Below are 26,155 nucleotides of genomic sequence, written 5' to 3'. Positions count from 1 at the left end.
TCTAATATATCCAAATAATGTGATTGCCATCACAACTTGGAGATAGAATCATTCTCAAGTATACTTGCGCACTCTTTGTCCCGTATGTAGCAATAGCTGTTTTACATGCATATAACAAACTATCAGAACCAATTGAAAGGGGTTCTCAATAGGAGGATGAAGTGCAAATGTGCGGGATTACTGGAATTGTTGACTGGGAAAGAAACTTAGAAGGTCAAAAACTGGTACTGGAAGCAATGGTAGAAAAGCTAACGGCGCGTGGACCTGATGCTTCGGGTTTTTATATTACGCCGCAGGCTGCGCTGGGACATCGCCGACTTAGCGTAATGGATCCGGCAAATGGGGCGCAGCCCATGATCAGACAGCGTGGAAATCATAATTGTATACTTACCTATAATGGCGAGCTATACAATATGCCCAAGTTAAGGAGTGATCTTGAGGCCAGAGGTTACGTATTTCGGACCAATTGTGACACTGAAGTGCTGTTAACGTCTTACATTGAATGGGGGCTGGGTTGCGTAGAGCGGTTCAATGGTATCTTTGCATTTGCAGTTTGGGACGAACAGAAACAACAGCTGTTTTTAGCGCGGGACCGAATAGGTGTAAAACCGCTCTTTTACACAGTCGGAGCTCATTCCTTTATCTTTGCCTCGGAGTTAAAGGCGCTTTTGGCGCATCCAGACGTAAAACCTGTTATTGATGGTGAGGGGCTTGCTGAAATATTTATGATCGGGCCAGCCCGCACACCAGGTCATGGGGTATTTCGCAATGTACATGAATTAAAGCCAGGTCACTCTATGATCTATGATCATAATGGCGTGAGGATAACACAATACTGGGCGCTTTCGAGTCAGCCGCATGGTGATGATTTCTCAACAACTGTAACAACTGTTGCGGACTTGCTGCATGATACAGTAAAACGGCAGCTTGTAGCCGATGTTCCTGTCTGCACCTTACTGTCGGGCGGTCTTGATTCAAGTGCACTGACGGCGCTCGCAGCCATGTCCTATACGCAGAAAGGCGCGCGCGTAGATACTTACTCAGTTGATTATCGTGATAACGATAAGTATTTTCAGGCCAGCAGCTTTCAGCCAAATGCCGATGCGCCCTGGGTGGAAAAGGTTTCGAGTTTCTTAGGGACCAATCATTACAATGTACTGCTGGATTCACATGAGCTGGCTAAGGCGCTTCCAGCAGCAGCATTATCACGCGATCTGCCAGGCATGGCCGATGTTGATACCTCGTTGTATTTGTTTTGCCGCGAAATTAAAAAAGGCGCTACGGTTGCTTTGTCGGGTGAGTGCGCTGATGAGGTCTTCGGGGGTTATCCTTGGTTTTATCATAAAGATATGATTTGGGCCGACACGTTCCCTTGGGCGCCTAATCCTCAAATTAGGATTGGATGGCTGTCGTCAGAGGTTAAAGACGCTATTGCGCCGCTAGACTATGTTAAAGAACGTTACCGGCAAGCTGTTAATGAAGTGCCGCGTCTTGCGGGGGAAGACAGTGAGTCAGCCAGAATGCGGGAAATATTCTATCTTAGCCTGACTCGCTGGATGCCGACGCTTCTGGACAGAAAAGATCGAATGAGTATGGCCTTTGGCTTAGAAGTCCGGGTGCCATACTGCGACCATCGCCTTGTGGAATATGCTTGGAATGTTCCTTGGGCTATGAAAAATTACCGTAATCGGGAAAAGGGATTGCTAAGGCAGGCGCTTACCGGGATTTTACCGGAGGATGTTTTATGGCGCAAAAAGAGCCCTTATCCTAAAACTCATAATCCGGCCTATTTAGCCACAGTTTCCCGCTGGGCAACTGAGATACTTCAAGACACATCATCGCCCCTTATACCGCTGGTCAATCGTGACAAAATCCTGGAGTTGGCCGGCTCGGATTTCGCAGCTTCAAATATTCCGTGGTTTGGCCAGCTTATGAGCGGGCCGCAGTTATTCGCCTATCTTATCCAGATTGATACATGGCTTCGGGAATATAAAGTTGAAGTAAAATTATAGACGTCGGCTACCCGGAAAAGCGTTTTTAGACAAATTGATTAGCTTGTTGGAAAATATTAAAAATTGGAGTGACTAGTCAGTCGGTTTGTGTTATAATACAAAATATGAAATCTAATTTTCTATTTACGAAGGGATGATGCAAGGGATGAACAAGAAACTGAGAACTTTATTAGCCGCAAGCATGCTGTTAGTTATTCTGGTAGTCGCCGGGTGCGGCGGTGGATCAAGTGCCAAGCGTATAGCGGGACTTTCTGCTGACGGTGTAGTAAAGACTTTCTTTGAAACAGCCAAAGCCGGTAAACTTAGTGAAGCCGCCTTATATGTGTCGCCTGATTCCAAAAGCAACATTTCGACTGTTAAAAAGTTTATGACAGGTCAGTTTGGTTTAGAGCAAATTAAAGATGCGAATCTGCTGTCTGTTAAAAAGGTTGCTGAAAAAGGCGATTATGCTGTAGTTTTAACAACACTCCAGGAAAAGCAAGGCAGTCTGAATGTTAGCGTAAAGCCGGTTGGCCTTATGAAAGTCAGCGGTGAATGGTATATTGTTGACGCCGATCAAATTTATACTGATGCTAAGTATAAAGCGCTTCAACAACTGTTGGCTAATATTTAACATTTATAAATCGCGGGCGGAAAGTGGAAACGAGCGCATTGCGCTTTGTTTAAACTTTCCGCTTTTTGTTAAATGGCTATTATTATTGCTGATTTATTATTAATTTAGTGTAAAATATTCGAAAAATTTTCTTGACAATGGGATATCCTAAGTACTATAATGAATACAAATTGAAAGTCTAAAAGCTGTGAACAGGACGAGTAAATGTGTTAGCTTTAGCTCAGCGAGTCGGTGACCGGGGCAACCGGAGGTGTGATGACCGGCCTAAAGTGCATATTGAATGGACCTGTGAGCTGTCCACCAAAAGCTTAGGCAAGTAGACTGGACCGGCTGCCGCCGTTAACAGGCTAGGGTATCGGACTAGACGTCCCGTACCTGAATAAGAGAAAGCTTTGCTTTCTGAATTAGGGTGGTAACGCGAACCATTTCGCCCCTTGGGGTCGAAGTGGTTTTTTTATTATCCGCCCTGCTTTAGAAATAACCGACGTTTCATTGGAAAGCAGCTTTCTAATAAGGGTGGTACCGCGGCCATTTCGCCCCTTTCACAGGGTGAAATGGCTTTTTTTAATTGGCAAAAAAAGGGGGAGAAAAGATGTTAAAAGATTACTTGGTTCAGGTAATAGCCGGCGAGCATCTTAGCCGCGTTGAAGCTAAGGAGGCTATGAATGTCATTATGTCAGGAAAGGCGAACGAAGCTCAGATAGGCGCCTTCTTAACCGCGCTTAGAATGAAGGGTGAGACAAGTGCTGAAGTGACAGGGTTTGCCGAAACTATGCGAATGCATGCCACGGCTATAAACTGCAGAGCCGATACCATGATTGACACCTGTGGAACCGGTGGTGACTGCAAGGGAACTTTTAATGTCTCAACAGCTACGGCATTTGTGCTTGCCGGGGCTGGGCTCACTGTTGCAAAACACGGTAACAGAGGTGTTTCGAGTTCGTGCGGCAGCGCCGACGTGCTGACCGAATTGGGTGTAGATATTGATATGCCTCCTGAGATGGTAACGCATGCCATTGAAAGTATTAATATTGGGTTTCTCTACGCGCCTGTATTTCATACTGCTATGAAATATGCGGCCAAGCCGCGTAAGGATTTAGGTTTCAGGACGGTATTCAATCTGCTTGGACCGCTTACAAACCCGGCAAAGGCCAGTTGTCAGTTAATCGGCGTCTACGACGGAGCACTTACGGAAAAAATAGCTGAATCACTGCTTGGACTAGGCGTACAGCGGGCCATGGTTGTTAATAGTTTCGACGGTATGGACGAAATTTCAACGGCAGCTCCAACTAAGGTGACAGAGGTTTATAACGGTTCAATCAAATCGTACACAATTTACCCCGCAGACTATGGTTTTACTGCCGGCGGAGTAAATGAATATCAGGGCGGGTCGCCGGCTGATAATGCAGCGATAATCATTTGTCTGCTGCAAGGCGCTCTGGGAGCTAAGCGGGATATCGTGCTGATTAATGCGGCCGCGGCGCTGGTTGTCGGTGGGCTAGCCGAAGATATTCGCGACGGCATAAATATAGCAGCTCATAGTATCGACAGCGGAGCGGCCTTAAGTAAGCTAGAGGCATTAAAGAAGCTAAGCCGGCACTGCAGGGAGGGAAAATTATTATTATAAAAATCTGTGGTATAACTTTGCTGGAAACGGCTCAGCAGGCTAAAGAATATGGAGCAGACCTGATAGGTTTTGTTTTTGCCCCCAGCAGTCGGCAAGTGACGGTTGAAAGGGCAGTTAATATCTGCCGTGAAATCAAGGGAGTCGGCAAAGTAGGGGTATTTGTTAATGCTCCTTTAGGCGAGGTTATCGCTATAGCCCGTCAATGTCGACTTGACTTTGTGCAGTTCCACGGCAACGAGTCTCCCGACTATTGCCGGCAAGTCAAGGTTCCGGTAGTAAAAGCCTTTCAAATAGATAATCAATTCTTGGCCGAGAGAGTTAATAGTTTTCCGGTTGACTATGTACTTTGCGATAGCTTTGTACCAGGGTGCCCAGGCGGCAGCGGCGTGTCTTTCGATTGGCAAAGGGCCGAAACAGCTATGCGGCAGATTAAAGTTCCGGTATTAGTTGCCGGTGGGCTAACAGCCGGCAATGTAGGAACGGCTATCAAGATACTTCAGCCGGCCGGCGTCGATGTTTCCGGCGGTGTAGAAACAAACGGCGTAAAAGACGGTCTAAAGATTAAAGAGTTTATTCAAGCCGCCCGGGCGGCAGAAGGAGTAAACCATGCTTGATAAGATAGTAAGACGAAAAAAAGCCGAGGTTGAGTGTCAGAAAATAACAAATCCGCTTGCCGTTATGCGCTGTCAAATAGAGCGGGGCGAGTTTGCTTTTAGCAATGGTCTTAGTCATGACTGGAACCTAATAGCCGAATGCAAACTCTCATCACCGGTTAAAGGCCGGCTTTCTCAAAGTTATTCGGTTGTTGAATTGGCTGAAATATATATTGCTAACGGCGCAGCCGCTATTTCGGTTCACACTGATCGTCATTTTTGCGGAAAGCTTGGGGATATCAAAGCCGTTAAGCAGGTTTCCAGCCTGCCGGTACTGCGTAAGGACTTTATTATTGATGAATATCAAATATATCAGGCTCTTCATGCCGGAGCTGACGCAATCTTGCTAATAGCCGCGATTTTATCGTCATATCAGCTTGAAAAATATATCGATATTGCGAGTGGATTGGGGCTTGACGCTTTGGTGGAAGTCCATAATCTTGAGGAATTAAAGATTGTTCATAAAACGTCAGCACGGCTGATTGGTATTAATAATCGTGACCTTAGAACTTTCAAAACTAATATAGAAAATACGTTTTCATTGGCACAGTATTTTAACCCGGCAAAAATCTATATCAGTGAAAGCGGGATTAAAAGTGAGGCTGATGCCATACGGCTCAAAAACAGCGGAGTGCGCGGCGTTCTCGTTGGCGAGGGTCTGGTCACCGAGGACGATGTAGCAGCCAAGACTCGCGAAATCTCACTATTAAATAGTAACGGAGGTAATAGCAATGCCTGACAAAAATGGCCGCTTTGGGCAATACGGCGGACGGTTTGTACCCGAGACAGTAATGCCGGCCTTATACGAGCTTGAAGAAAACTATCTAAAATTAAAACAGGCCCCGGCTTTCCGCGAGGAATTAAGGTTTTATCTAAAAGAATATGCCGGGCGTCCTACCGGGCTTTATTTTGCCGAAAAACTTACTGAATATTATGGACGCGGTAAGATCTATCTAAAACGCGAAGATCTGCTGCATACCGGGGCACATAAAATTAATAATGCAATCGGTCAAGCACTTTTGGCTCGGCAGATGGGTAAAAACCGCCTGGTAGCTGAAACTGGGGCTGGACAGCATGGCGTAGCAACGGCAACGGTAGCAGCCTTATTTGGCATGGAATGCAGAGTGTTCATGGGTGAGGAAGATATGAAGCGTCAGGCGCTTAACGTCTTTCGTATGAAACTGCTGGGAACCGAGGTGGTACCTGTTGTTAGTGGCAGCGGCACGCTCAAGGATGCTACAAATGAGGCTATTCGGTACTGGGTTACAAATATACGCGATACACATTATATTATTGGATCGGTTGTGGGCCCTCACCCATATCCGCAAATTGTTCGTGACTTCCAGGCAATTATTGGTGAAGAAACCAAATTGCAGACTAAAGAAATCGTTGGCCGTCTGCCTGATTATGTAGTAGCCTGTGTGGGTGGCGGCAGTAACGCCATGGGCATGTTCTATCCCTTTCGTAATGATAATGATGTAGTTAAGATTGGTATCGAAGCAGCGGGAAAGGGGATAGGGACATATGCGCATGCTGCCTCGCTTACACTAGGCCGCCCTGGGGTTCTGCACGGTGCTTTTAGTTATCTTTTACAGGATGATGATGGGCAAGTTATTCCTGCTTATTCAGTGTCGGCGGGGCTTGATTATCCGGGTGTCGGTCCGGAGCATGCCTTCTTCAAGGACAGCGGGATAGTTTCTTACGAGGCGGTTGATGATGAGGCAGCAATAGCCGCCTTTCGGAGACTTGCGCGGCTGGAAGGAATAATTCCGGCGCTTGAGAGTTCGCATGCTTTGGCTTATCTTGAAGAATTAATGCTGCGAACTGCGCAGAATGATGTAATTGTTGTGTGTTTATCAGGCCGTGGTGATAAAGATGTTCAGATGGCCGCGAGTTTAATGGAGGGATTATAATGTCAAGAATAAATGCCACACTGGCCAATTTAAAAGCGCAAGGCCGCAAAGGTCTAATAGCCTATGTTACAGCGGGCTGTCCCGATTATCTGACTACCTTAGATGCTGTGGAAAAATTGCAACAGGCAGGAGCCGATATAGTCGAGATTGGGATACCATTTTCTGACCCTATGGCCGATGGTCCGATAATCCAAAGAGCCGCTGCCATGGCACTTAAGTCTGGCGCATCAACGTCTAAGACACGTAAACTTATAAAGAATATCCGTACCAAATCAGATATCCCGCTCGTAGTTATGACGTATATCAATACCATTCTTAATTATGGCGTTGACGAGTTTGTAAAGAATTTTGCAGATGCAGGTATAGACGGCATAATCGTTCCTGATTTGCCGCTTGAGGAATGTACGGTACTCGAGAGTGCTTGTCAGCAAAATAGCATAGATTTAATACATTTTGCGGCACCTACTACTACAAGCGACAGAATTGTAAGCATATCGCATAAGGCGTCAGGATTTCTCTACTGTATTTCAAATACCGGTGTTACGGGGGTGCGCGATGTTGATTATGAGGAGATTAATACCGTTATAAGCCTTTTCCGTCAGCATAGCAAAATTCCGGCAGCTATCGGATTCGGTATCGGCAATCCTAAAACTGCCGTTCTTGCGGCACGGCAGGCCGATGCTGTTATTGTCGGAAGCGCAATAATGACCAAACTTATGGACGAAGGGGTTAATGCAGCAGCTCAATTAGTTGCTGATATTCGCCAAGCCCTTGATAAGGAGTATGTATGAAAATACGGCCATCTTATCCTGAATTTAAAGCGGCAGCAGCGCAGTATAATGTAATCCCCGTTCGCGATATTATTGCTGCCGATATGGAAACACCTATTACGGTTTATTATAAGGTTGTCGGCCAAGACCGCGGCTTTATGCTGGAAAGCGCTGAAAGCTCCCGGAATTTCGGACGGTATTCATTTATCGGCGCTCAGCCGTTTGCATTATTCACTGGCAGACCAAAGGCTGCTGAAATTATACAGTCCGGTGTAAGCCTTACTGTTCCCGGAAACCCGCTTGCAGCTTTGGAAAAGTATATGAAAAATTACTCAGCAGCTGAGTTAGATAAGCTGCCGCCGTTCGCCGGCGGCGCGGCCGGCTATTTCGCCTATGAAACCGTAGCTACATGGGAACGGAACCGGTTTATCAAACTGCCGGACGATATGGTTTTAGCTGAATTAATGTTTTGCCGCGTAAATATTGTTTTCGATCATCTTTATAACACTATCGAAATTATTTATCTGGCGGAAGTTTCAGAAGGGTCAGACTTAGAACTGCTCTACCATCAAGCCGTTGACCAAATAAAGGATATAATTTCAAAGCTGCAAAAGCCGCTAAGCGAAGTTAGTGATTTTGCGGTTAAACACAGTATGTCTACTAATAACTATGCTGGGAGTAAAGTCGACCGGGATAAGTATATTGCTATGGTAGAAAGGGCTAAGGAGTTTATAGCTGCCGGAGATGTTTTCCAGGTTGTGCTCTCACAGCGGTTCAGCCGCGAAATTAAATGCCAACCATTTTCAATTTATCGCAGGCTGAGGCGGCTTAATCCATCGCCATATATGTTTTATTTCAATTTTGGCCGTCGTCAGATAATCGGTACTTCCCCAGAAATGTTGGTCAAAGTAACTGACGGCAGAGTAGAGACTTGTCCAATCGCCGGAACGAGGCCGCGCGGCAGAACGTCGACAGAGGATTCCCTGCTTGCCGAGCAGCTGCTTAACGATGTAAAGGAAAAGGCCGAACATGCCATGCTGGTTGATTTAGGGCGAAATGATATCGGCCGGGTAAGCGAACCTGGCACGGTTATGGTCGATCAGCTTATGCAAGTGGAAAAGTTCTCGCATGTAATGCACTTGGTTTCTAAAGTGTCCGGCAAACTTGATTACAAGTACACGCCGATAGCCGCTTTAGGGGCGTGTTTCCCGGCCGGGACAGTAAGCGGGGCGCCTAAGGTGCGGGCAATGGAACTAATCAGCGACCTTGAACGGGAGTATCGCGGAGCCTATGCCGGCGCAGTCGGCTATCTCGATTTTCAAGGCAATATTGATACTTGTATTACCATTCGGACGATGGTAATTGACGGCACTGCAGCGTCTATCCGGACCGGAGCCGGCATTGTTGCTGATTCAATACCGGAAAATGAATACCAGGAAATTAGACATAAAGCCCAAGCTCTATTTAAAGTTCTGGAAGGAGATGACGAAATTGATATTGCTGATAGATAATTATGACTCTTTTGTCTATAACATATATCAGTGCTGCAGTGCTCTTGGCTATGAAGTCCGCACGGTAAGGAACGACCAAATTACTCTGCAGGATATTGAAATATATGGGTATTCGGCGATAATCATTTCACCCGGGCCAGGCAGGCCGGATGCAGCCGGAATGAGTAAGACGGTAATTTCTCATTTCGCCGGCAAGCTTCCTATTATGGGGATTTGTCTTGGTCACCAGGCAATCGGGGAGGTGTTTGGCGGAAAAGTAATTAGGGCAGCGCAGCCGGTTCACGGCAAGACTTCAGATATATACCATAACGGAAGCGGCATTTATAAAGAAATGCCCCAGCCCTTTACAGCCGGACGATATCATTCATTGGTTGTCGACCGGGCAAGCTTGCCTGAGTGTCTTGAGATTACAGCGAAATCAGATGATGATTATATAATGGGGCTGCGCCATAAGAAGTACAACATAGAAGGAGTTCAGTTTCATCCCGAATCGATTCTTACGCCGCAAGGCAAAAAGTTAATTAGTAACTTTTTGCCTGGGGCAAATAATCCCTGTCAGATCTAAACCAATAGGACGATGTTTAAAAAAATCTAAGGAGTTAGAAGGACTATTTGTATTTTGCGAGAATAAATATAAAGTTTGGGTAAATACCTGAGTCTTTCTAATGTTGATTGGGGATAGATTAATGATATATTCGCGCAAAGCGGTGTTTAGGGTCGCCTGTTATCTAGCAGTGTTGACTGCTGCCATAGCCGGTGTGTACAGCATCGGTCTGCAGCGCCTAACGCCGGAGTCCATTCAAAAGCTTGTCTTGGCTTTTGGCTGGTGGGGACCGTTGTTTTATATGGTTTTATTCACCCTTCGCCCGTTATTTTTCTTTCCGTCTGTTGTTTTTATTTTAGCCGGAGCTATGGCGTTCGGACCAATATGGGGTACGCTGTACGGAGTTGTTGGCGCAACACTTGGAGCTTGTTTATGTTTCGGATTAACAAGGCTGCTTGGCCAGGAAAAGATTGAAAAAATGGCAGGCGGGTGTCTTAAACTCAGTAATTTGAATAATTATTCTTCGGCGTATGGCTTTCGCAGCATATTAGTAACACGGCTAGTTCCGGTGTTTCATTGGGATATAGTCAGTTATGCCGCCGGGGTGTTCAATGTTAGGTTTTTAGATTTTGTCGCTGCAACCGTATTAGGTGCTATTCCTGGCGCAGTGGTATATAACTTTTTAGGATACTCGTTAAACCACCTTTTTTCGCCGCTGTTTTATGTATCAATAGCGCTTGTGCTATTAGCAGCCTTTACTCCTTTGTTATACCAAATGGTAAAAAAACGCTAGATTGTAATAGTACAATTAATTCTAAGGCCAGTTACGACGGACTTAGAATTTTTTTGTTTTTTAATTGGTTATTTTTGTAGACATTTTGAGTATGTATTGCATTTTCACAAAGTTAGGGATATAATTGAATTAAAGAGTGAAGTATTTCACATTGAGGGGGGAACGACATGACTTTTGTCAGGAAAGTTCTCACAACGGCTTTTTTCGCGGTATTAAGCCCACTGTACTTACTTTATATTTTTGCTTTATTTGTTCTGGCGCCATTTGGGTTAGCACTATCAAAACCGTTTCGACGCTCTAGTTCTACTCGTATTAGTGAATATGCTGATCGTGAATTGCATTGTTCACTGGACGAAATGTTTACCGCAAGCGGATTTAAAAGGGTTGCGCTGACCTTATTGTTTGCAGTGCTGAGTCCGCTATATATACCGTACATGATATTCATGGTATTAATCTTTTCAATTGCCTCTTTATTCTCAAGACTGTCAAAGGTATACCATAATCGTATAAGTCACAATCTGAAATGGATTATTCATCGAAACAGATTGTAGTGCTTCTGCAGAAATGCGCTATTGGAATAACAATAAAGTTATTCCAATTTTTTTTATGATCCATCTAATATGGCTATCTTTACCACTAAGTGTTTTTGCTGTAGAATCATTGATGGTGGTACAATATATAGTGGTGGTGTTATTATGTTTAAAACTTTAGAACTTGATTGTCGGCTTTATTTAGTTACTGATAGAGAACTTGTAGGCAATAAGGATTTCTATGAAAGTGTAGAGCAGGCTATTAGTGGCGGCGTTACTTTGCTGCAGCTACGGGAAAAGTCTGCTTCGTCGCGGGATTTTTATTTTGTAGCCAAGAAGATAAAAGAGATCGCGGTGCGTTTTAACATACCCTTAATAATTAATGACCGCTTAGACATTGCTCTTGCTGTTGATGCTGACGGGCTACATGTCGGACAGAGTGATTTGCCGGTAGAGGTTGTCAGAAAGCTGCTAGGGCCGGATAAAGTTATTGGTGTATCAGCAACAAATATTACTGAGGCGCTAGCTGCTGAGGAAGGTGGCGCTGACTATTTAGGGGTAGGAGCAATGTTCCCAACGGGAACAAAATCTGATGCAAGCTCGGTAAGCTTGACCGAAATTGAAGAAATTAAACAAACGGTTAAAATACCGGTTGTGGCTATTGGCGGGATAAATGAAGGAAATGCCGCTTCCGTCATGAGAACGGGAATAGATGGTATATCTGTTGTTTCTGCAATATTGGCTAAAGATAATCCTATGCTTGCTGCAAAAAAATTGTTTAAAATTATAGATTCGGTTGTCTGAACAGGCAGCCGATTTTTTTTTTTTGGCCTGGATTTGCCATATATCGAACTACATAACATCAAAGAATTTGTCCATGATATAAGTATAGGTTTAAGCTGCTTAGAAGCCGACAATATCTGAAAATTAGTATTAAATTGTAGAATTGCCAGTAATGATTCAAAGGGAGGGTGCTGTAATTGGAAATTATTGTGTGCATTAAGCAAGTTCCAGGAACTTCTGAAGTTGAAGTAGACCCGGAAACTGGGGTGCTGAAACGCGAGGGTATTGATTCAAAAATGAATCCTTATGATCTGTATGCGTTAGAAACAGCCATGCGCATCAAGGAACAAAACGGAGCCAAAGTAAGTGTTGTCAGCATGGGACCGCCGCAGGCATCGGTAATAATCGAAGAAGCTTTTATGATGGGCGCTGATGAAGGTATTCTTTTATCCGACCGTAAATTTGCCGGCGCTGATGTTTTGGCTACAGCATATACCATCTCTCAAGGCTTAAAAGCTCTAGGCAACCCGGATATAATTATTTGCGGCAAGCAGACTACCGACGGCGACACGGCTCAAGTTGGCCCGGAAGTAGCTGAGTTTTTGGGTATACCTCATATAGCTAATGTTAAAAAGGTTATCGAAGTAAAAGATAAATCGATTACGGTTGAGATGGATATGGCTCATACGGTAGAAATAGCTGAAATGCAGTATCCGTGTTTAATAACTGTTGAAAAAGATGTAGGTCAGCCACGGCTGCCGTCGTTCCGCTTGAAATTAGAGACAAAAGGGCGCAAAATTCCAATTTTGAGCCTGAAAGATTTTCCTGACAAGGATGAAAAGAAATATGGCCTAAACGGTTCGCCCACTCGCGTATTAAGAATATTCTCGCCTGAAGCCAATACCGATCGTGAAACTTGGCGAGGCAGTTCAGATGAACTATCACAAAAGTTAGCCCGTAAATTGCAGGAACTAAAATTTGTCTAGGGGGGACTTAAATGGCCAGAATAGTAGTAAACCAAAGTCTTGTCACAAGCCCTGAAGAATTAATGAAACTTTGTCCCTTTGGGGCAATGGAATGGGATAATGAGTATCTAACAATTAATGCCGCATGTAAAATGTGTCAAATTTGCGTTAAAAAAGGTCCTGAAGGTGTATTTACCTGCGAAATTGATGAAGAAGCACCGGCTATTGATAAGGGTAAATGGCGCGGCATTGCTGTTTATGTTGATCATTTAGAGGGCGACATTCATCCTGTTACGCTCGAGTTAGTAGGCAAAGCTAAGGAAATGGCGGCAAAAATCAATCACCCGTTTTATTGTGTATTTATGGGTACCAATATTAAGGATAAAGCCAACTTACTATTAAACTATGGTATTGACGAAGTCTTTGTTTATGATGATCCTGAGCTTAAACATTTCCGGATTGAACCGTACACTGCTGTTATGGAAGACTTTATTAATAAGATTAAACCAACAATTGTGTTGGTTGGCGCTACCAGTATCGGGCGGTCGCTTGCCCCAAGGGTTGCCGCACGGTTCAGAACAGGTCTTACAGCTGACTGCACGGTGCTCGATGTTGATGAAAACACTGACTTGGCTCAAATACGCCCAGCTTTTGGCGGTAATATAATGGCGCATATTTATACTCCGAACAACCGGCCGCAGTTTGCTACGGTGCGTTATAAAGTATTTTCCGCTCCGGAAATTGACTGTGAGGCTAAAGGTAAAGTTACAGTCTGTGATATTGCCAAAGAAAAACTTGCTTCCGGCATAAAAGTGCTCGAAGTACGAATGAAAGAAAAAGTCAAGAGCATCGAGGATGCTGAGGTAATTGTTGTTGCCGGCAGTGCAGTTAAAAAAGCCGAAGATCTTGAAATGGTTAAACAACTTGCCGATAAATTAGGCGGCATGGTAGGTGTGACTAGACCGCTGATTGAGGCTGGCTTAGCTGATCCTAGACTTCAGATAGGGTTGAGCGGTCGTACCGTTAAACCTAAACTTATAATTACCTGCGGCGTTGCAGGCGCTATCCAATTTGTAGCCGGTATGGACAAGTCTGATTATATTGTAGCAATTAATACTGATGAAAATGCTCCTATCTTTAATGTTGCCCATTATGCGATAGTTGGCGATATGTTCGAGATTATTCCCAAACTAATCCAGCAGCTTGACGCAAAGGCAAATGCAGCGGCAACAAAATCTGTTTGTTAGGAGTGAACATGCATGAATTATAAAAAAATCGATCAAAAAGATATAGATTTCCTAACTTCGGTCTGTGGTAAAGACCGGGTATATACTGGCACAAATATCCATGAAACCTATAGCCGTGATGAGCTGGTGCATGCTAACAAATATCCCGAGGTGCTTGTTGAAGTCTTAACAACTGAAGAAACTTCAAAAATAATGAAATATGCGTATGACAATAATATTCCGGTAACGCCGCGCGGACAAGGAACTGGCCTTGCGGGTGCAGCTGTCGCACTTCACGGTGGGATAATGCTTAGTACTGCAAGAATGAATAAAATCCTGGAATTAGACGAAGAGAATTTAACGCTTACCGTTGAACCTGGTGTACTGCTCATGGAGATTTATGAGTATGTACAAAAGCATGATCTTTTCTACCCGCCCGATCCCGGTGAAAAAAGTGCCAGTATCGGCGGCAATATTAATACTAATGCCGGCGGCATGAGAGCTGTTAAATATGGCGTAACCAGGGACTATGTTCGGGGCTTGGAAGTAGTCATGGCAAATGGAACAGTGTTCGAGCTTAGCGGCAAAAACGTTAAGAATAGTTCCGGTTATGCAGTAAAAGACCTGATAATTGGTTCCGAGGGTACGCTTGGGATTGTCACAAAAGCAATACTAAGATTATTACCATTGCCTAAGAGCACCCTAAGCTTATTAGTTCCCTTCCCAGATTTGCCAAAAGCAATTGAAACTGTGCCCAAGATAATTAAGTCCAAAGCAATTCCAACGGCAATTGAGTTTATGGAGCGTGACGTTATTTTAGCGGCTGAAGAGTTTTTAGGTAAAGAGTTTCCGCATAAATCAGCCGCGGCATATCTTCTCTTGACCTTCGACGGCAATAAAAAAGAAGAATTGGAAGATGCCTACGAAAAAGTAGCGCATATCTGTCTTGATAATGGGGCCTATGATGTGCTTATTTCTAATACTCAGGAACGGCAAGAATCAATTTGGAAAGCTCGCGGTGCCTTCATGGAAGCAATTAAAGGCTCGACTACTGAAATGGATGAATGCGACGTTGTTGTACCAAGAAATAAGGTTGCTGAATTCGTAAAATATACTAATCAGCTTCAAGACCAATTTGATATTGCCATTAAGAGCTTTGGTCATGCCGGCGACGGCAATCTTCACGTATATGTTCTTCGTGATGATTTAAGCAAAGAAGAGTGGGAAAAACGGTTAAATGGTGTATTTGATGCTATGTATAAACGCGCTAAGGAATTAGGCGGCGAGGTATCGGGCGAGCATGGAATCGGCTGCGCTAAAAAACCGTACCTTGAATCGTCGGCTGGTAAGGAATATATGAAACTTTTGAAAGATATCAAGCTGGCCTTCGATCCGAAAAACATCCTGAATCCCGGTAAGGTTTGTTAAATAGGTGGCTGCCGTACGCAGCTTTCAAGCTAATCCCTAATTTAAGACATATGGAGGTGATAATGTGGCAAGAGATGTAGTGTGTAATGTGCGGAATTGTAAGTTTTGGGAAAGTCATCGCTGTTCAGCCGATGCTATTCAAGTTAGTGTCGATGGCGGCGGTGATAAGGCCGGATACCTTGCTGAAACAAATTGTCGTACCTTTGAAAAACAAATTTAACATCCAAAAAATAACCTTCCAATCTGGGAAGGTTATTTTTTATTGGTCCCTAGATATGGACAATCAGTGACTTACACTATAAAATAGTGTAGAATGGAGAATTTCTGTACTTGTTAGACATTATTTCCTTTAATTTAAAAAGAAAGAAGATTGATAAATGATTAGTATAAGTAAATTGCTTTGCGATACAGAAAATTTCGGTGACAGCCTGCGCTATGCAAAAGGCGTTCATGGCCAGAAACATGGAGCGGCTGCTGGAATGGGGCCGGTAGTAGCTTGGAATATTACCCGAACTTGTAACTTAAAATGCGTACACTGCTATTCAAGTTCTGACGCGCAAAAATATTCCGGTGAACTTACTACCGCTGAGGCTAAAAAATTTATTGATGACTGCGCCGAATTCAAGGTGCCGGTGCTGCTGCTGTCAGGCGGGGAGCCGTTAATTCGCCCGGATGTTTTTGAACTTGTTGAATATGCCAAAACACGTGGTATTCGGACAACCTTTTCGACTAATGGTACCCTTATTGATATGGAAACTGCTAAACGGATTAAGGCGCTTAACGTTGGCTATGTCGGTATCAGTCTCGACGGCCTAGGTGAAGCTAACGACAATTTCCGCGGCAAAGCGGGCGCATTTGAAAAAGCTCTGCAGGGTATTCGCAACTGTCTGGCGATTGGGCAGCGTGTAGGACTGAGATTTACTATCAACCGTTACAATTTCCATGACTTAGAGAATATTTTCAAATTAATCAAAGAAGAGCAAATCCCCCGCGTTTGTTTTTATCACCTTGTTTACTCCGGACGCGGCTCGCAAATGATGCAGCATGACATCAGTCATAACGAATCTCGTGAGGCTATGGATATAATAATGCGATACGCTGAAGAATTTGGGGATAAGTGCGAGATTCTGACCGTTGATAATCACGCCGACATTGTATACTTATATTTAAAATATCTCGAAAAAGATCCTGTTCGCGCCGGTAAGATTATGGAACTAATGCAGCGCAATGGGGGTAACCGTTCGGGGATTGCCTTTGGTAATGTTGATCCGCTGGGAAATGTTCATCCTGACCAATTTACCCAGAACCACACCTTTGGTAATGTCCGCGAGCGGGCTTTCGGCGATATCTGGACTGACTGTACCCAACCTATTCTGGCGGGATTGAAAGACCGTAAACCGCTACTTAAAGGGCGGTGTGCCAAATGTAAGTGGCTTAGTGTTTGTAATGGCAATTTTAGAGCGCGTGCTGAGGCCGTCTCTAATGATTTTTGGGAATCCGATCCGGCTTGCTATCTAACTGACGAAGAAATCGGAATATAATGCTCTAGGTGAGGGACCTGCTGTTTTAGAGTTTTCTAAGACAGTTAGGTCCTTTTTGAAAAAATTAGCATATTTGCAGGATTTTTGTAATTAAAGTTAAAATAATGTAAATTAAGTAATTTTTCTCTGGATAAATCGGTTTGGTTGATTAGAAGCATGAAAGGGTGAGAAAAATGCCATCTGAGGTAAGAAAAGTTATTATCGATGATGTTAGACCTGGCATGATCCTTGCAAATGATTTAGTCTCGTCCCGTGGTATTGTTATGTTGAGCGAAGGCACTGTTTTGGCAGAACACACTATTGAGCGTATTAAGTGCTGGGGGTTCAGCCATCTCGACATTGTCGACGATACTAATGAAGTCAGTTGTCGGTGCACTGCTAAGTTGGATTTTATTGACAAATACACTAGTCTTGTTGATAAAGTCAAAGAGGCTTTTCAAGGCGCCCGCTACTGCAAGCGAATTCCGCTTGATCAATTGGAATATTTAGCGGATCAAGTAACAGGTTCGCTTGTCAGTGCACGGGGGGTAATTAATTCTCTTCACATATTGCGGCTGGTTGATGACTATACATTTCAGCATTCGGTAAATGTCGCCACCCTAAGCGGGTTGTTTGGCCGATGGCTTGGGATTTCCGAGCCCGAACTAAAGAAATTAGTATTTGCCGGACTCCTCCATGATATTGGCAAGACACAGATTCCATTGGCTATTCTTAATAAACCAGGAAGATTAACCGATAGTGAGATGGATATAATGAAGGGGCACGCTTTACAAGGGTTTGAGATATTGAAAAAGTCCGGTCTTGACTCAAACATTATATTAGAAGGCGTTTTTGCCCATCATGAACGTCTTGACGGCAGTGGGTATCCGCGTGCCCTTAAAGGTAGCCACATTAGCCAAGCGGCTAAAATTATTGCTATCGCCGATATTTATGATGCAATGACTTCAGACCGAGTTTATCGTCGCAGTGTAACGCCATTTGCGGTTATTGAAACTTTGTGTAATGAGATGTTTAACAAGCTTGATCCAACTATGTGCACTGTTATTTTAAATTATCTTCAGGACTTCTTTATTGGCAATATTGTTCTACTTAATGACGGCCGTCAGGCCGAGGTAATTTATGTAGATAAAACGCGCGAATCGCGTCCGGTCGTCAAGACAACTGAAGGGGATTATCTTGATTTAGAGCAGAATCGGGAAGTTACAATAGTTGAAATTATAAATTAGAGAAGCGCCGGCAGCCGCCGGCGCTTCTTAACAGGTTATAATATTTTTGTCTTGCAGCCACTGTCTAACTTGGTGTACATCGTTTTCGTCGGCTGGTGGAATACCGGGCAAAGGGTAAGGTTTGCCTAACTGATCCCATTTACTGCGCCCTAGCGTATGATAAGGCAGCAGCTCAACCGCAACCAACTGGGGAAGTTTACGGATGATTTTGCTCAAGTCGGTAATTTCAGCATGGCTGTTATTTATTCCGGGGATAATTACATAACGGACGGTAACCTTACTTAATGATGCTGCTAAGTTAAGGTTATTAAGGATAAGGGCATTATCTTTACCGGTAAGTTTTCGGTGGGTTGCGCTGTTGGCTGCTTTTAGGGAAAATAAGACAGCATTGCTATAAGGCAGAACTTTACGGATAGCGTTTTGCGGCGCATAGCCTGACGTATCTAAGGTCGTATGGACGTTTTCACGGCGGCAATGTTTAAAGAGTTCGGCAACGAAGTCGGCCTGCAGCAAGGGTTCACCGCCGCTTACGGTTATTCCGCCATTTGAGGCATCATAAAAACGCCGATAACGCCTAATATCCTTTAGTATTTCTTCAACGGAAATTGTATTCCGGCCTTGTTCCCAGGTATCGGGGTTATGACAGAATTCACAGCCTAACTCACAGCCGGACAAAAACAGTACATAGCGAATGCCGCGTCCGTCAACAGCGCCAAATGTATCAATTGAGTGATAAAACCCCTGCAGCATTGTACTATTCTCCATACTCAGACCGCTCGGAAGAAGGTTCGGCTTAAGACTTCTTCTTGCTGTGGGCGGGTCAGTTTGATAAAGTTTACAGCATAACCGGAGACTCTAATAGTTAGTTGGGGATATTTTTCGGGATGATTCATAGCATCAAGCAAAATTTCACGTTCAAGAACATTGACATTAATATGATGCCCATTTTGCGCAAAATAACCATCGAGAAGAACGGTTAGATTTGTTATTCTTGCATCAGGGGTTTTGCCCAAAGCGGGAGGGACAATAGAGAAGGTATAGGATATACCGTCGCGGCAGTTATTATAATCCAGTTTGGCAACCGAATTCATTGCCGCAAGCGCGCCGCGTTTATCACGACCGTGCATGGGATTAGCGCCAGGGGCAAGAGGTTCGCCAGACTTGCGGCCGTCCGGTGTTGCGCCTGTCTTACGGCCATACATGACATTTGAAGTAATGGTAAGAATTGATAAGGTATGTTCTGCATTGCGATAAGTTGGATGCAGTTTAAGTTTTTTATTGAATTCTTCAGTAAGTTCTACAGCAAGCTTATCTACAGCGTCATCATCATTGCCATAGCAGGAAAAGTCGCCAGTTACGGCAAAGTCTACTGCGATACCGCGATCATCACGAATTGGTTTTACACGGGCAAATTTGATAGCACTCAGCGAGTCAGCCGCAACTGATAATCCGGCTACGCCAAAGGCCATTACGCGGTTGACATCAGAGTCATGAAGGGCCATTTGCGCGCGTTCATAAGCATATTTATCATGCATGTAATGAATTAAATTTAGTGTATTTACATAAGTTTCAGTCAGCCAATCAAGGACTTTGGAATAGTTCTGGCGCACTGTTTTGTAGTCGAGATAATCGTCCTGGAGAACTGGGATACCGTCGATAAGCTGGATACCGGTTTTTTCATCGCGTCCGCCATTAATAGCCAGCAGCAGGGCTTTGGCAAGGTTTGCTCTGGCGCCGAAAAATTGCATCTGCTTACCAACCTTCATAGCTGAAACACAGCACGCAATAGCGTAGTCATCACCATAAAGCGGGCGCATTAAATCATCATTTTCGTATTGAATGGAACTTGTCGCAATCGACAACTTGGCGCAGTATTCTTTGAAGTTTGCCGGCAGTTGAGCTGACCATAGAACTGTAAGGTTCGGCTCCGGCGCTGGTCCAAGATTCGTCAGTGTGTGGAGAATGCGGTAGGAAGTTTTGGTAACAAGCGTCCGGCCGTCGGTACCTTGGCCGCCGATGGCTTCAGTAACCCAGAGGGGGTCGCCGGCGAATAGGTCGTTATAATCAGGGGTACGAAGGTGGCGGGCTAAACGCAGCTTAATCACCAATTGATCAATAAGTTCCTGGGCCTCGCTTTCGTGTAGGGTTCCGTTGGTTATATCACGTTCGATATAGATATCGAGGAAAGTAGATACTCTGCCAAGCGACATGGCAGCGCCATTTTGCTCTTTAATAGCGGCTAGATAGCCAAAATACAACCATTGTACAGCCTCCAGAGCATTTTCCGCCGGACGGGTAATGTCAAAGCCATAGCTTTTTGCCATAACCGCCATATCGTTAAGTGCTGAGATTTGGGCCGCTATTTCTTCCCTTGCGCGAATGGTATCATCTAACATCGGTTGGCGGGCAAGTTCAATTAAATCATTCTTCTTATCGGCAATCAGACGATCAATGCCATAGAGAGCGACACGGCGATAATCGCCAATAATCCGCCCACGACCGTAAGCATCGGGCAGGCCGGTTATGAGGCCGACTTTTCGAGCTTGTTTCATTTCAGCGGTGTAACAGTTAAATACCGCAGTGTTGTGGGTAATGCGGTGATTATGATAAATTTCGCTGATTTCGGGATTAACTGTGCGATTATAAGCTGCGGCCGCCTGTTCAGCCATGCGGATACCACCGTTGACAATCAGGCTGCGTTTAAGGGGTTCATCAGTCTGAAGGCCCAAAATTATTTCGAGATTTTTATCAATAAAGCCAGGTTGATGGGAGGTTAGGGTCGAGACCTTATCAGTGTCAATTGACAGTACGCCGTTGTTTAAACGCTCCTCTTTCAAAAGGCTGGAACATTTTTCCCATAGATTAATTGTGCGGGGCGTTGGCCCGGATAGAAAACTATCATTGTCCAAGTAAGGCGTATAATTGCGCTGAATGAAGTCCCTAACATCAATTTTTTCGTTCCATAAACCGGTTGTGAAGCCTGTCCATGCTTTCATATCGATTCCTCCTTATTTCACAACGAATTAAACACAGAAAACCGCCTGGGTATAGATTACTATGCCCAGACGGTCGGCTTATTTACCTAATACAGTTCATGTGGTTGATTCCACTTATCCGTCAGTCCTGTATCAGCGCTATTTAATATTTTACTTGCAATTTCATTATAGCTATTCTATCGTTATATCGTCAACAATAAATTTGACGATAAAGAAAATATTTTAGCGAAGGTTGTGCATATGACTCAATCGCAATTTTTACGGGGTACATTAATCCTAGCAGCCGCTGGAATGGTCGTAAAGGTAATCGGTTCATTAAACTGGATTATTTTATCGAGGGTTTTAGGCGGTGAGGGTATTGGCTTGTACCAACTGGCTTTTCCTATTTATCTATTGGCTTTAAGTGTGTCATCGGCCGGGATACCGGTAGCGATTTCAATAATGACGGCTGAAAAAGCTGCTCAAGGTGATTACTCCGGTGCAAAAAGAATATTTAGGCTTTCACTTATTGTACTTACGATTACTGGCCTAATATTAAGCTTAGCACTGTTCTTTGGCGCTGACTGGTTAATTTCACATCGGTTTATTCGCGACCCTCGGGCGTATTACTCACTGATAGCATTAGCGCCGGCGATTTTTTTTGTAACGATTTTATCGAGCTTTCGTGGCTACCTGCAAGGCTGGCAGATAATGACGCCGACGGCGGTATCGCAGATACTTGAGCAATTATTCAGAGTAGGCGCAATGCTTTTTTTTGCTAGTTTGCTATTACCCAAAGGACTGGAATATGCTGCCGGTGGTGCCAGTCTGGGGGCAGGCTTTGGTGCAGTGGCCGCTTTAGCAGTCCTTATTTACTATTACTTGCGGCTCAATCGGAAATTGAAAAACAAAACAAACAATCTAATCCAGGCTAATCAACAAGAGTCAAGTTATGAAGTAATTAGGCGAATTATGAAATTGGCGCTGCCCGTTTCGCTATCAAGCATAATGTTGCCAATAGTTGCGAATTTTGACCTCTTTATAGTTCCGGCCAGACTTGAGACGGCCGGTTATAGCGTAGAACAGGCTACAGAGCTATTTGGTTATTTAACAGGCATGGCGATTCCGCTGGTAAATCTCTTTACTATACTAACAGCATCGTTGGCGACCAGTTTGGTGCCGGCCATTTCGGAAGCCTATTCTTTAGGGGATCGTGCCAGAACTTATCAGCGGACAGCTGCAGCCATTAGGCTGACAAATCTTGTCACAATTCCAGGAGCAATTATTCTCTGGCTGCTGGCCGAACCAATAGCAACACTGATTTATCACGCGCCTCGGGCCGGTGCTCCCATCGGCGTTTTAGCAGCAGGTGTGTTTTTGCTAGGTATCCATCAAGTAAGTACAGGAATACTGCAGGGCATGGGCCGGACGAGTATACCTGTAGTCAATATGGGGATAGCCGCAATTGTCAAGGTGACGCTTAATTGGACGCTTACTGCTATACCGGAACTTGGTATTAAGGGCGCAGCCTGGGCTACTGTATTCGATATAGGTGTAGCTGCTATCTTAAACATGTACTTTGTCCGTAAATACACAAATTTTACGATCGACTTAGTCAGCCTTTCCAAAAGTATAGTGGCAGCAAGTATAATGGGGATTTGCATTTTTGGCGTTTATCAAGCAGTGCTCCAAGCTGCTCAAAGCAACGGGATTGCGGCCGCGTCGGCAGTGTTTATAGGCAGTGTCGTTTATGTTTTTGTGTTAGTGCTTATCGGTGGCATTGATGAACGTGATATCCAGAGAATACCGGTCATAGGTACTAAGCTTGGGCAATTTATTCGAATGATTGGTCTAATTAAAAATAGAGACTAGTTTAAGCAGGATTTTGAAGGAGTTTTTTTAGTTATCGCCTTTGTTAGTGGGTAATAAAAACCGGCCGTTTGGCCGGTTTTCTGCATAGTGTTAAAATCTGTATACCATTGTGCCCAGAACATGGTCGAAAGGAACAGAGCCGATGTGGCGACTGTCACTGCTGTTGTTGCGGTTATCACCCATCACAAAGACGTGCCCTTCGGGAACGGTAACTTTTCGGTCAGAACTATAGAGCATCGGCTCTTTAGTATAAGGTTCGCTTAGAGCAATTCCATTTCGGTATACTTTGCCATCTTTAAACTCTAGGACATCGCCGGGTTTTCCAATTATACGCTTAATCCAAACGCTATGGTCGGCATCAATAATCGGTTTGTAGGCATTTAGATAAGTGGTTACCGGCTGCATCAAATCATCCTTTAAACTTCGCTCACGGTGAACGCGGCTATCGATTACCACAATATCGTTATAATCAGGGGCTTTACTAAGTGTGTGCGATAGTTTTGATATAATGATGTAGTCTTGATCCTGAAGTGTCGGCTGCATTGAAGGTCCAGCTACTCTTGTCGGCTGGAATATGAAGGCGTTTATAAAAATCGCAATGACCAACGCAACAGCGATACTCCCAATCCAGTCAAATATTTCATTGAATATTTTCATACTGTAAATCCTCCCTGCTTGATTGTCATGCAACCAAGATATTCAAATTTTATCACTAATCTAAACTGGTGACAACAAGCAAAGGAATTATTGACCAGTGTAAATAGTGGGAGGATTTCGCCATGCTACATAGTCATTAGTCTTTTTTCAAATTGGATTGGTTCGGGCAAACAGTCAACTGTCCACCAAGGTGTGTGCTGAGCAAGCTCAGCGAGTGAATACGATCCAGTGGCAACAGCGATGGTCTTAGCGCCGATCGATTTGCCGCAGCGAATATCGTTAGGGGTATCGCCAATTACAAAGATATCTTCAGCTTTAATACCAGGGTAGCGTTTAGTTGCCTTGGCAAAGGCGTCGGCTGCTAAGTCTAGCCGGTCAGGGCAAGTATCACCGAAAGCGCTTACCGAAAAGTCAAAGTATTGCGCAATACCGTATCTTGCAAGTTTAGCCTTGGCTCCAAGTGTCGTATTACCGGTTAAGAGGAGGGATACAAACTCGCGGTGGCCATGAAAATGATCAAGTAATTCATTTATATTAGGCATTAGCTGGCCTTTTCGAGCGGAAAGGTGGTCTGGGAGTACTTCTTCATAACGCTTGATAAGCGCTGCGACCTCATGCGGCTCAGCATCACGACCTGTGAATAGCTTAATAACTTGCCCTGAAATATAGCAGTCAGTCATGCCGGCTGTTTTAATCGAACTTAAGTCGAGGCTGGCGTCTAATATTTCCTCTATAGCCTGTTGAAAGGCGTAAAGACCGGCTCGGTCAGTTTTCATAAGTGTACCGTCAATATCCCAAAATAAGATTTTCAAAAATATTCCTCCTGTGGTTATATTTTGTATATAATTATTATAGCATAGGTGAAAAAGTAGAGAAATTAACGACTGTTAGTTGTCAGGTAAAAGTTTATTAAATTTTTGATATAAAGTTTTCAGATTAAAAGATAGACGACAACGAAACTGGGGAGGGATTCCAATGCCACAATATGTAGAAAAGCGGTATTGTATTGAAGAAGTTCTGCCGGGAATGATTCTCGGGGAAGATATCAATGACCGGAATGGTAAGATCATTCTTACCAAGGGAGCCATCCTAACGGAAAAACTTATAAGGCTATTAGACAACTGGAATGTACCTCATATTACAGTCCGTGAAAAGGCCGCTGAGCCTGTGAAGAGTTATAATTCAAGCGCTTGAGAAATTAGAGAGCTTTAGACGAAGTTATAGCGAGGCAGTAACTCTGATAAAACGAGCGTTTGAGACGACTAAGGGTAATAAAGAAATTCCCATTAAGGATTTGTTGGTATTAGTTGATGATAAGATTTTTAGGTTTATAGATGAGCCAGGTATCTTTAATCACTTATATCAAATTGAACGTAAGGAATCTTACCTGTATCATCATTCGCTTGACGTAGCTATTATTTCCGGAATCTTGGCGAGATGGCTTGAATTGCCTAACCAGGACGTTAACGATGTTGTTTTAGCCGGACTGCTGCATGATATCGGAAAGGTGCTCGTTCCTAGCGGAATCCTCGATAAGCCCGGCAAATTGACCCCAGAAGAACAAGAAGCTATCATGCTTCATTCATCTTATGGCAGTAAATTAATTAAGAAACTTAAATATATTTCCAATAAAGTGAATCTTGCAGTATTCCAACATCATGAACGAGTTGACGGCAGCGGTTATCCATTGAAAGCTTCCACCGAAAAAATTTACCTTCCGGCTAAAATCATTGGTATTGCCGATGTATATGGCGCTGTTACGTCGAATCGAGTATATAAACAGCGGATATCCCCTTTTGATGCAGTAGGAGTTTTAGAAGATATGATGGGGAGTCTTGATATAAGTATTTGTATGGCATTTTTAAATAATATTAAAGATTGCTTTATTGGAAATAATGTCTTGCTAAGTGATAGACGCGAGGCAAAGGTTATATATTGGTCTAAATTTAAACATGCGAGGCCGATAGTTCAGACTATAGACGGTGAGTGTTTCTCGCTTGAAAAAACTCAAGTTAATATTGTTGATTTTCTGGGGTAAATGATCGAAAATTAAAATGCATTATTTATAGCTAGAAAAAAATAAATTATATGTTGACATAATTATGAGTAAATGCTATTATATAAAAGTCGCCGCGAGATGCGGAATAAATTGCCAAGAAAAAAGGCGTTGACAATGCTGCTGAAAAGTGATAAAGTATTAACTCGTCGGCAGTAACGACATGTTCCTTGAAAACTGAACAATGTAAGATAAGAATTATGCCAGATGTGCGGTGCTTTTCGAAGCACACAATTAATTCCTAAGGTTGCGGAAGTAGCTCAGTGGTAGAGCATCGCCTTGCCAAGGCGAGGGTCGCGAGTTCGAATCTCGTTTTCCGCTCCAAGATATTTTAGAGCCATCAAGGCTCCAATAATATAACTTTATTGGAGAGTTTGATCCTGGCTCAGGACGAACGCTGGCGGCGTGCTTAACACATGCAAGTCGAACGGAGAACTTAGCAATAAGTTCTTAGTGGCGA

The 26,155-nt window shown here is 43.9% G+C and carries 25 protein-coding genes, 1 tRNA gene, 1 rRNA gene and 1 other annotated feature; of the genes, 23 read left to right on the top strand and 4 right to left on the bottom strand.

Annotated elements, in window-relative coordinates:
* The first annotated feature begins 167 nt into the window (after positions 1–167).
* The 18 genes from asnB to GX348_04415 all read left to right on the top strand — a co-directional run bounded on the left by asnB (position 168) and on the right by GX348_04415 (position 18,135).
* Positions 168–2,012, top strand: a complete 1,845-nt coding sequence (gene asnB / locus GX348_04500; GenBank protein ID NLP41448.1) for an asparagine synthase (glutamine-hydrolyzing) — start codon at positions 168–170, stop codon at positions 2,010–2,012.
* A 145-nt stretch (positions 2,013–2,157) separates the two neighbouring features.
* On the top strand, positions 2,158–2,625 hold the full coding sequence (locus GX348_04495; GenBank protein ID NLP41447.1) for a DUF4878 domain-containing protein: 468 nt from the start codon (positions 2,158–2,160) through the stop codon (positions 2,623–2,625).
* A gap of 178 nt (positions 2,626–2,803) precedes the next feature.
* Positions 2,804–3,063, top strand: a binding site (T-box leader).
* 154 nt (positions 3,064–3,217) lie between these two features.
* On the top strand, positions 3,218–4,252 hold the full coding sequence (gene trpD / locus GX348_04490; protein NLP41446.1) for an anthranilate phosphoribosyltransferase: 1,035 nt from the start codon (positions 3,218–3,220) through the stop codon (positions 4,250–4,252).
* Positions 4,243–4,866 (top strand): phosphoribosylanthranilate isomerase, encoded by a 624-nt coding sequence (locus GX348_04485; GenBank protein NLP41445.1) that lies wholly within the window; start codon positions 4,243–4,245, stop codon positions 4,864–4,866. Before trpD ends, GX348_04485 begins: the two co-directional genes overlap by 10 nt.
* On the top strand, positions 4,859–5,644 hold the full coding sequence (gene trpC / locus GX348_04480) for an indole-3-glycerol phosphate synthase TrpC (GenBank protein ID NLP41444.1): 786 nt from the start codon (positions 4,859–4,861) through the stop codon (positions 5,642–5,644). Before GX348_04485 ends, trpC begins: the two co-directional genes overlap by 8 nt.
* Positions 5,637–6,818: a tryptophan synthase subunit beta gene (trpB, locus tag GX348_04475; protein ID NLP41443.1), complete on the top strand. Its 1,182-nt coding sequence runs from the start codon at positions 5,637–5,639 to the stop codon at positions 6,816–6,818. The genes trpC and trpB overlap by 8 nt, the downstream gene beginning before the upstream one ends.
* Positions 6,818–7,609, top strand: coding sequence for a tryptophan synthase subunit alpha (locus tag GX348_04470; protein ID NLP41442.1), 792 nt, complete (start codon positions 6,818–6,820; stop codon positions 7,607–7,609). The genes trpB and GX348_04470 overlap by 1 nt, the downstream gene beginning before the upstream one ends.
* Positions 7,606–9,099: an anthranilate synthase component I gene (gene trpE, locus GX348_04465; protein NLP41441.1), complete on the top strand. Its 1,494-nt coding sequence runs from the start codon at positions 7,606–7,608 to the stop codon at positions 9,097–9,099. Before GX348_04470 ends, trpE begins: the two co-directional genes overlap by 4 nt.
* Positions 9,080–9,664 carry an aminodeoxychorismate/anthranilate synthase component II gene (locus GX348_04460; protein NLP41440.1) on the top strand — a complete coding sequence of 195 codons (585 nt, stop codon included), beginning with the start codon at positions 9,080–9,082 and terminating at the stop codon, positions 9,662–9,664. The genes trpE and GX348_04460 overlap by 20 nt, the downstream gene beginning before the upstream one ends.
* Positions 9,665–9,785: 121 nt before the next feature.
* Positions 9,786–10,436, top strand: coding sequence for a TVP38/TMEM64 family protein (locus GX348_04455; protein ID NLP41439.1), 651 nt, complete (start codon positions 9,786–9,788; stop codon positions 10,434–10,436).
* A 167-nt stretch (positions 10,437–10,603) separates the two neighbouring features.
* Positions 10,604–10,987: a hypothetical protein gene (locus GX348_04450; GenBank protein NLP41438.1), complete on the top strand. Its 384-nt coding sequence runs from the start codon at positions 10,604–10,606 to the stop codon at positions 10,985–10,987.
* 144 nt (positions 10,988–11,131) lie between these two features.
* Positions 11,132–11,770: a thiamine phosphate synthase gene (locus GX348_04445; GenBank protein ID NLP41437.1), complete on the top strand. Its 639-nt coding sequence runs from the start codon at positions 11,132–11,134 to the stop codon at positions 11,768–11,770.
* Positions 11,771–11,946: 176 nt separating this feature from the next.
* Positions 11,947–12,735: an electron transfer flavoprotein subunit beta/FixA family protein gene (locus tag GX348_04440; protein NLP41436.1), complete on the top strand. Its 789-nt coding sequence runs from the start codon at positions 11,947–11,949 to the stop codon at positions 12,733–12,735.
* An 11-nt stretch (positions 12,736–12,746) separates the two neighbouring features.
* Positions 12,747–13,961: an electron transfer flavoprotein subunit alpha gene (locus GX348_04435; protein ID NLP41435.1), complete on the top strand. Its 1,215-nt coding sequence runs from the start codon at positions 12,747–12,749 to the stop codon at positions 13,959–13,961.
* A gap of 12 nt (positions 13,962–13,973) precedes the next feature.
* The gene (locus tag GX348_04430) at positions 13,974–15,368 is read left to right on the top strand and encodes an FAD-binding protein (protein ID NLP41434.1); all 1,395 of its coding nucleotides are present in this window, start codon (positions 13,974–13,976) and stop codon (positions 15,366–15,368) included.
* Positions 15,369–15,432: 64 nt separating this feature from the next.
* Complete coding sequence (locus GX348_04425; protein ID NLP41433.1) at positions 15,433–15,588, top strand: DUF1540 domain-containing protein; 156 nt, start codon at positions 15,433–15,435, stop codon at positions 15,586–15,588.
* 157 nt (positions 15,589–15,745) lie between these two features.
* Positions 15,746–16,909 carry a putative heme d1 biosynthesis radical SAM protein NirJ1 gene (gene nirJ1 / locus GX348_04420; protein NLP41432.1) on the top strand — a complete coding sequence of 388 codons (1,164 nt, stop codon included), beginning with the start codon at positions 15,746–15,748 and terminating at the stop codon, positions 16,907–16,909.
* Positions 16,910–17,082: 173 nt separating this feature from the next.
* Positions 17,083–18,135 carry an HD-GYP domain-containing protein gene (locus tag GX348_04415; protein NLP41431.1) on the top strand — a complete coding sequence of 351 codons (1,053 nt, stop codon included), beginning with the start codon at positions 17,083–17,085 and terminating at the stop codon, positions 18,133–18,135.
* 27 nt (positions 18,136–18,162) lie between these two features.
* Here the strand turns inward: GX348_04415 and pflA are convergent, their stop codons facing one another.
* The gene (pflA, locus tag GX348_04410) at positions 18,163–18,882 is read right to left on the bottom strand and encodes a pyruvate formate lyase-activating protein (GenBank protein NLP41430.1); all 720 of its coding nucleotides are present in this window, start codon (positions 18,880–18,882) and stop codon (positions 18,163–18,165) included.
* A 20-nt stretch (positions 18,883–18,902) separates the two neighbouring features.
* Entirely contained in the window at positions 18,903–21,131 is a 2,229-nt protein-coding gene (gene pflB / locus GX348_04405) for a formate C-acetyltransferase (protein NLP41429.1), read from the bottom strand.
* 240 nt (positions 21,132–21,371) lie between these two features.
* Between pflB and GX348_04400 the strand changes: the two genes are divergently transcribed.
* Entirely contained in the window at positions 21,372–22,982 is a 1,611-nt protein-coding gene (locus tag GX348_04400; GenBank protein NLP41428.1) for a polysaccharide biosynthesis protein, read from the top strand.
* 90 nt (positions 22,983–23,072) lie between these two features.
* Here GX348_04400 and lepB read toward each other — a convergent pair whose 3' ends face one another.
* Positions 23,073–23,639, bottom strand: coding sequence for a signal peptidase I (gene lepB / locus GX348_04395; GenBank protein ID NLP41427.1), 567 nt, complete (start codon positions 23,637–23,639; stop codon positions 23,073–23,075).
* 125 nt (positions 23,640–23,764) lie between these two features.
* Complete coding sequence (locus tag GX348_04390) at positions 23,765–24,451, bottom strand: HAD hydrolase-like protein (protein ID NLP41426.1); 687 nt, start codon at positions 24,449–24,451, stop codon at positions 23,765–23,767.
* A gap of 163 nt (positions 24,452–24,614) precedes the next feature.
* Here GX348_04390 and GX348_04385 point away from each other — a divergent pair, with 163 nt between their 5' ends.
* From GX348_04385 to GX348_04370, 4 genes are all read left to right on the top strand, one after another.
* Positions 24,615–24,833 (top strand): hypothetical protein, encoded by a 219-nt coding sequence (locus GX348_04385; protein ID NLP41425.1) that lies wholly within the window; start codon positions 24,615–24,617, stop codon positions 24,831–24,833.
* A gap of 100 nt (positions 24,834–24,933) precedes the next feature.
* The gene (locus tag GX348_04380) at positions 24,934–25,677 is read left to right on the top strand and encodes an HD-GYP domain-containing protein (GenBank protein ID NLP41424.1); all 744 of its coding nucleotides are present in this window, start codon (positions 24,934–24,936) and stop codon (positions 25,675–25,677) included.
* A 267-nt stretch (positions 25,678–25,944) separates the two neighbouring features.
* Positions 25,945–26,019: transfer RNA gene (locus GX348_04375), tRNA-Gly, on the top strand.
* A 36-nt stretch (positions 26,020–26,055) separates the two neighbouring features.
* Positions 26,056–26,155, top strand: a 16S ribosomal RNA gene (locus GX348_04370); the annotation flags it as partial.

The sequence above is a fragment of the Veillonellaceae bacterium genome, assembly GCA_012523975.1.
Lineage (GTDB): Bacteria > Bacillota > Negativicutes > JAAYSF01 > JAAYSF01 > JAAYSF01.
The sequence above is the reverse complement of the archived record's forward strand: the minus strand, read 5'-3'. Positions and strand labels throughout refer to the sequence as shown.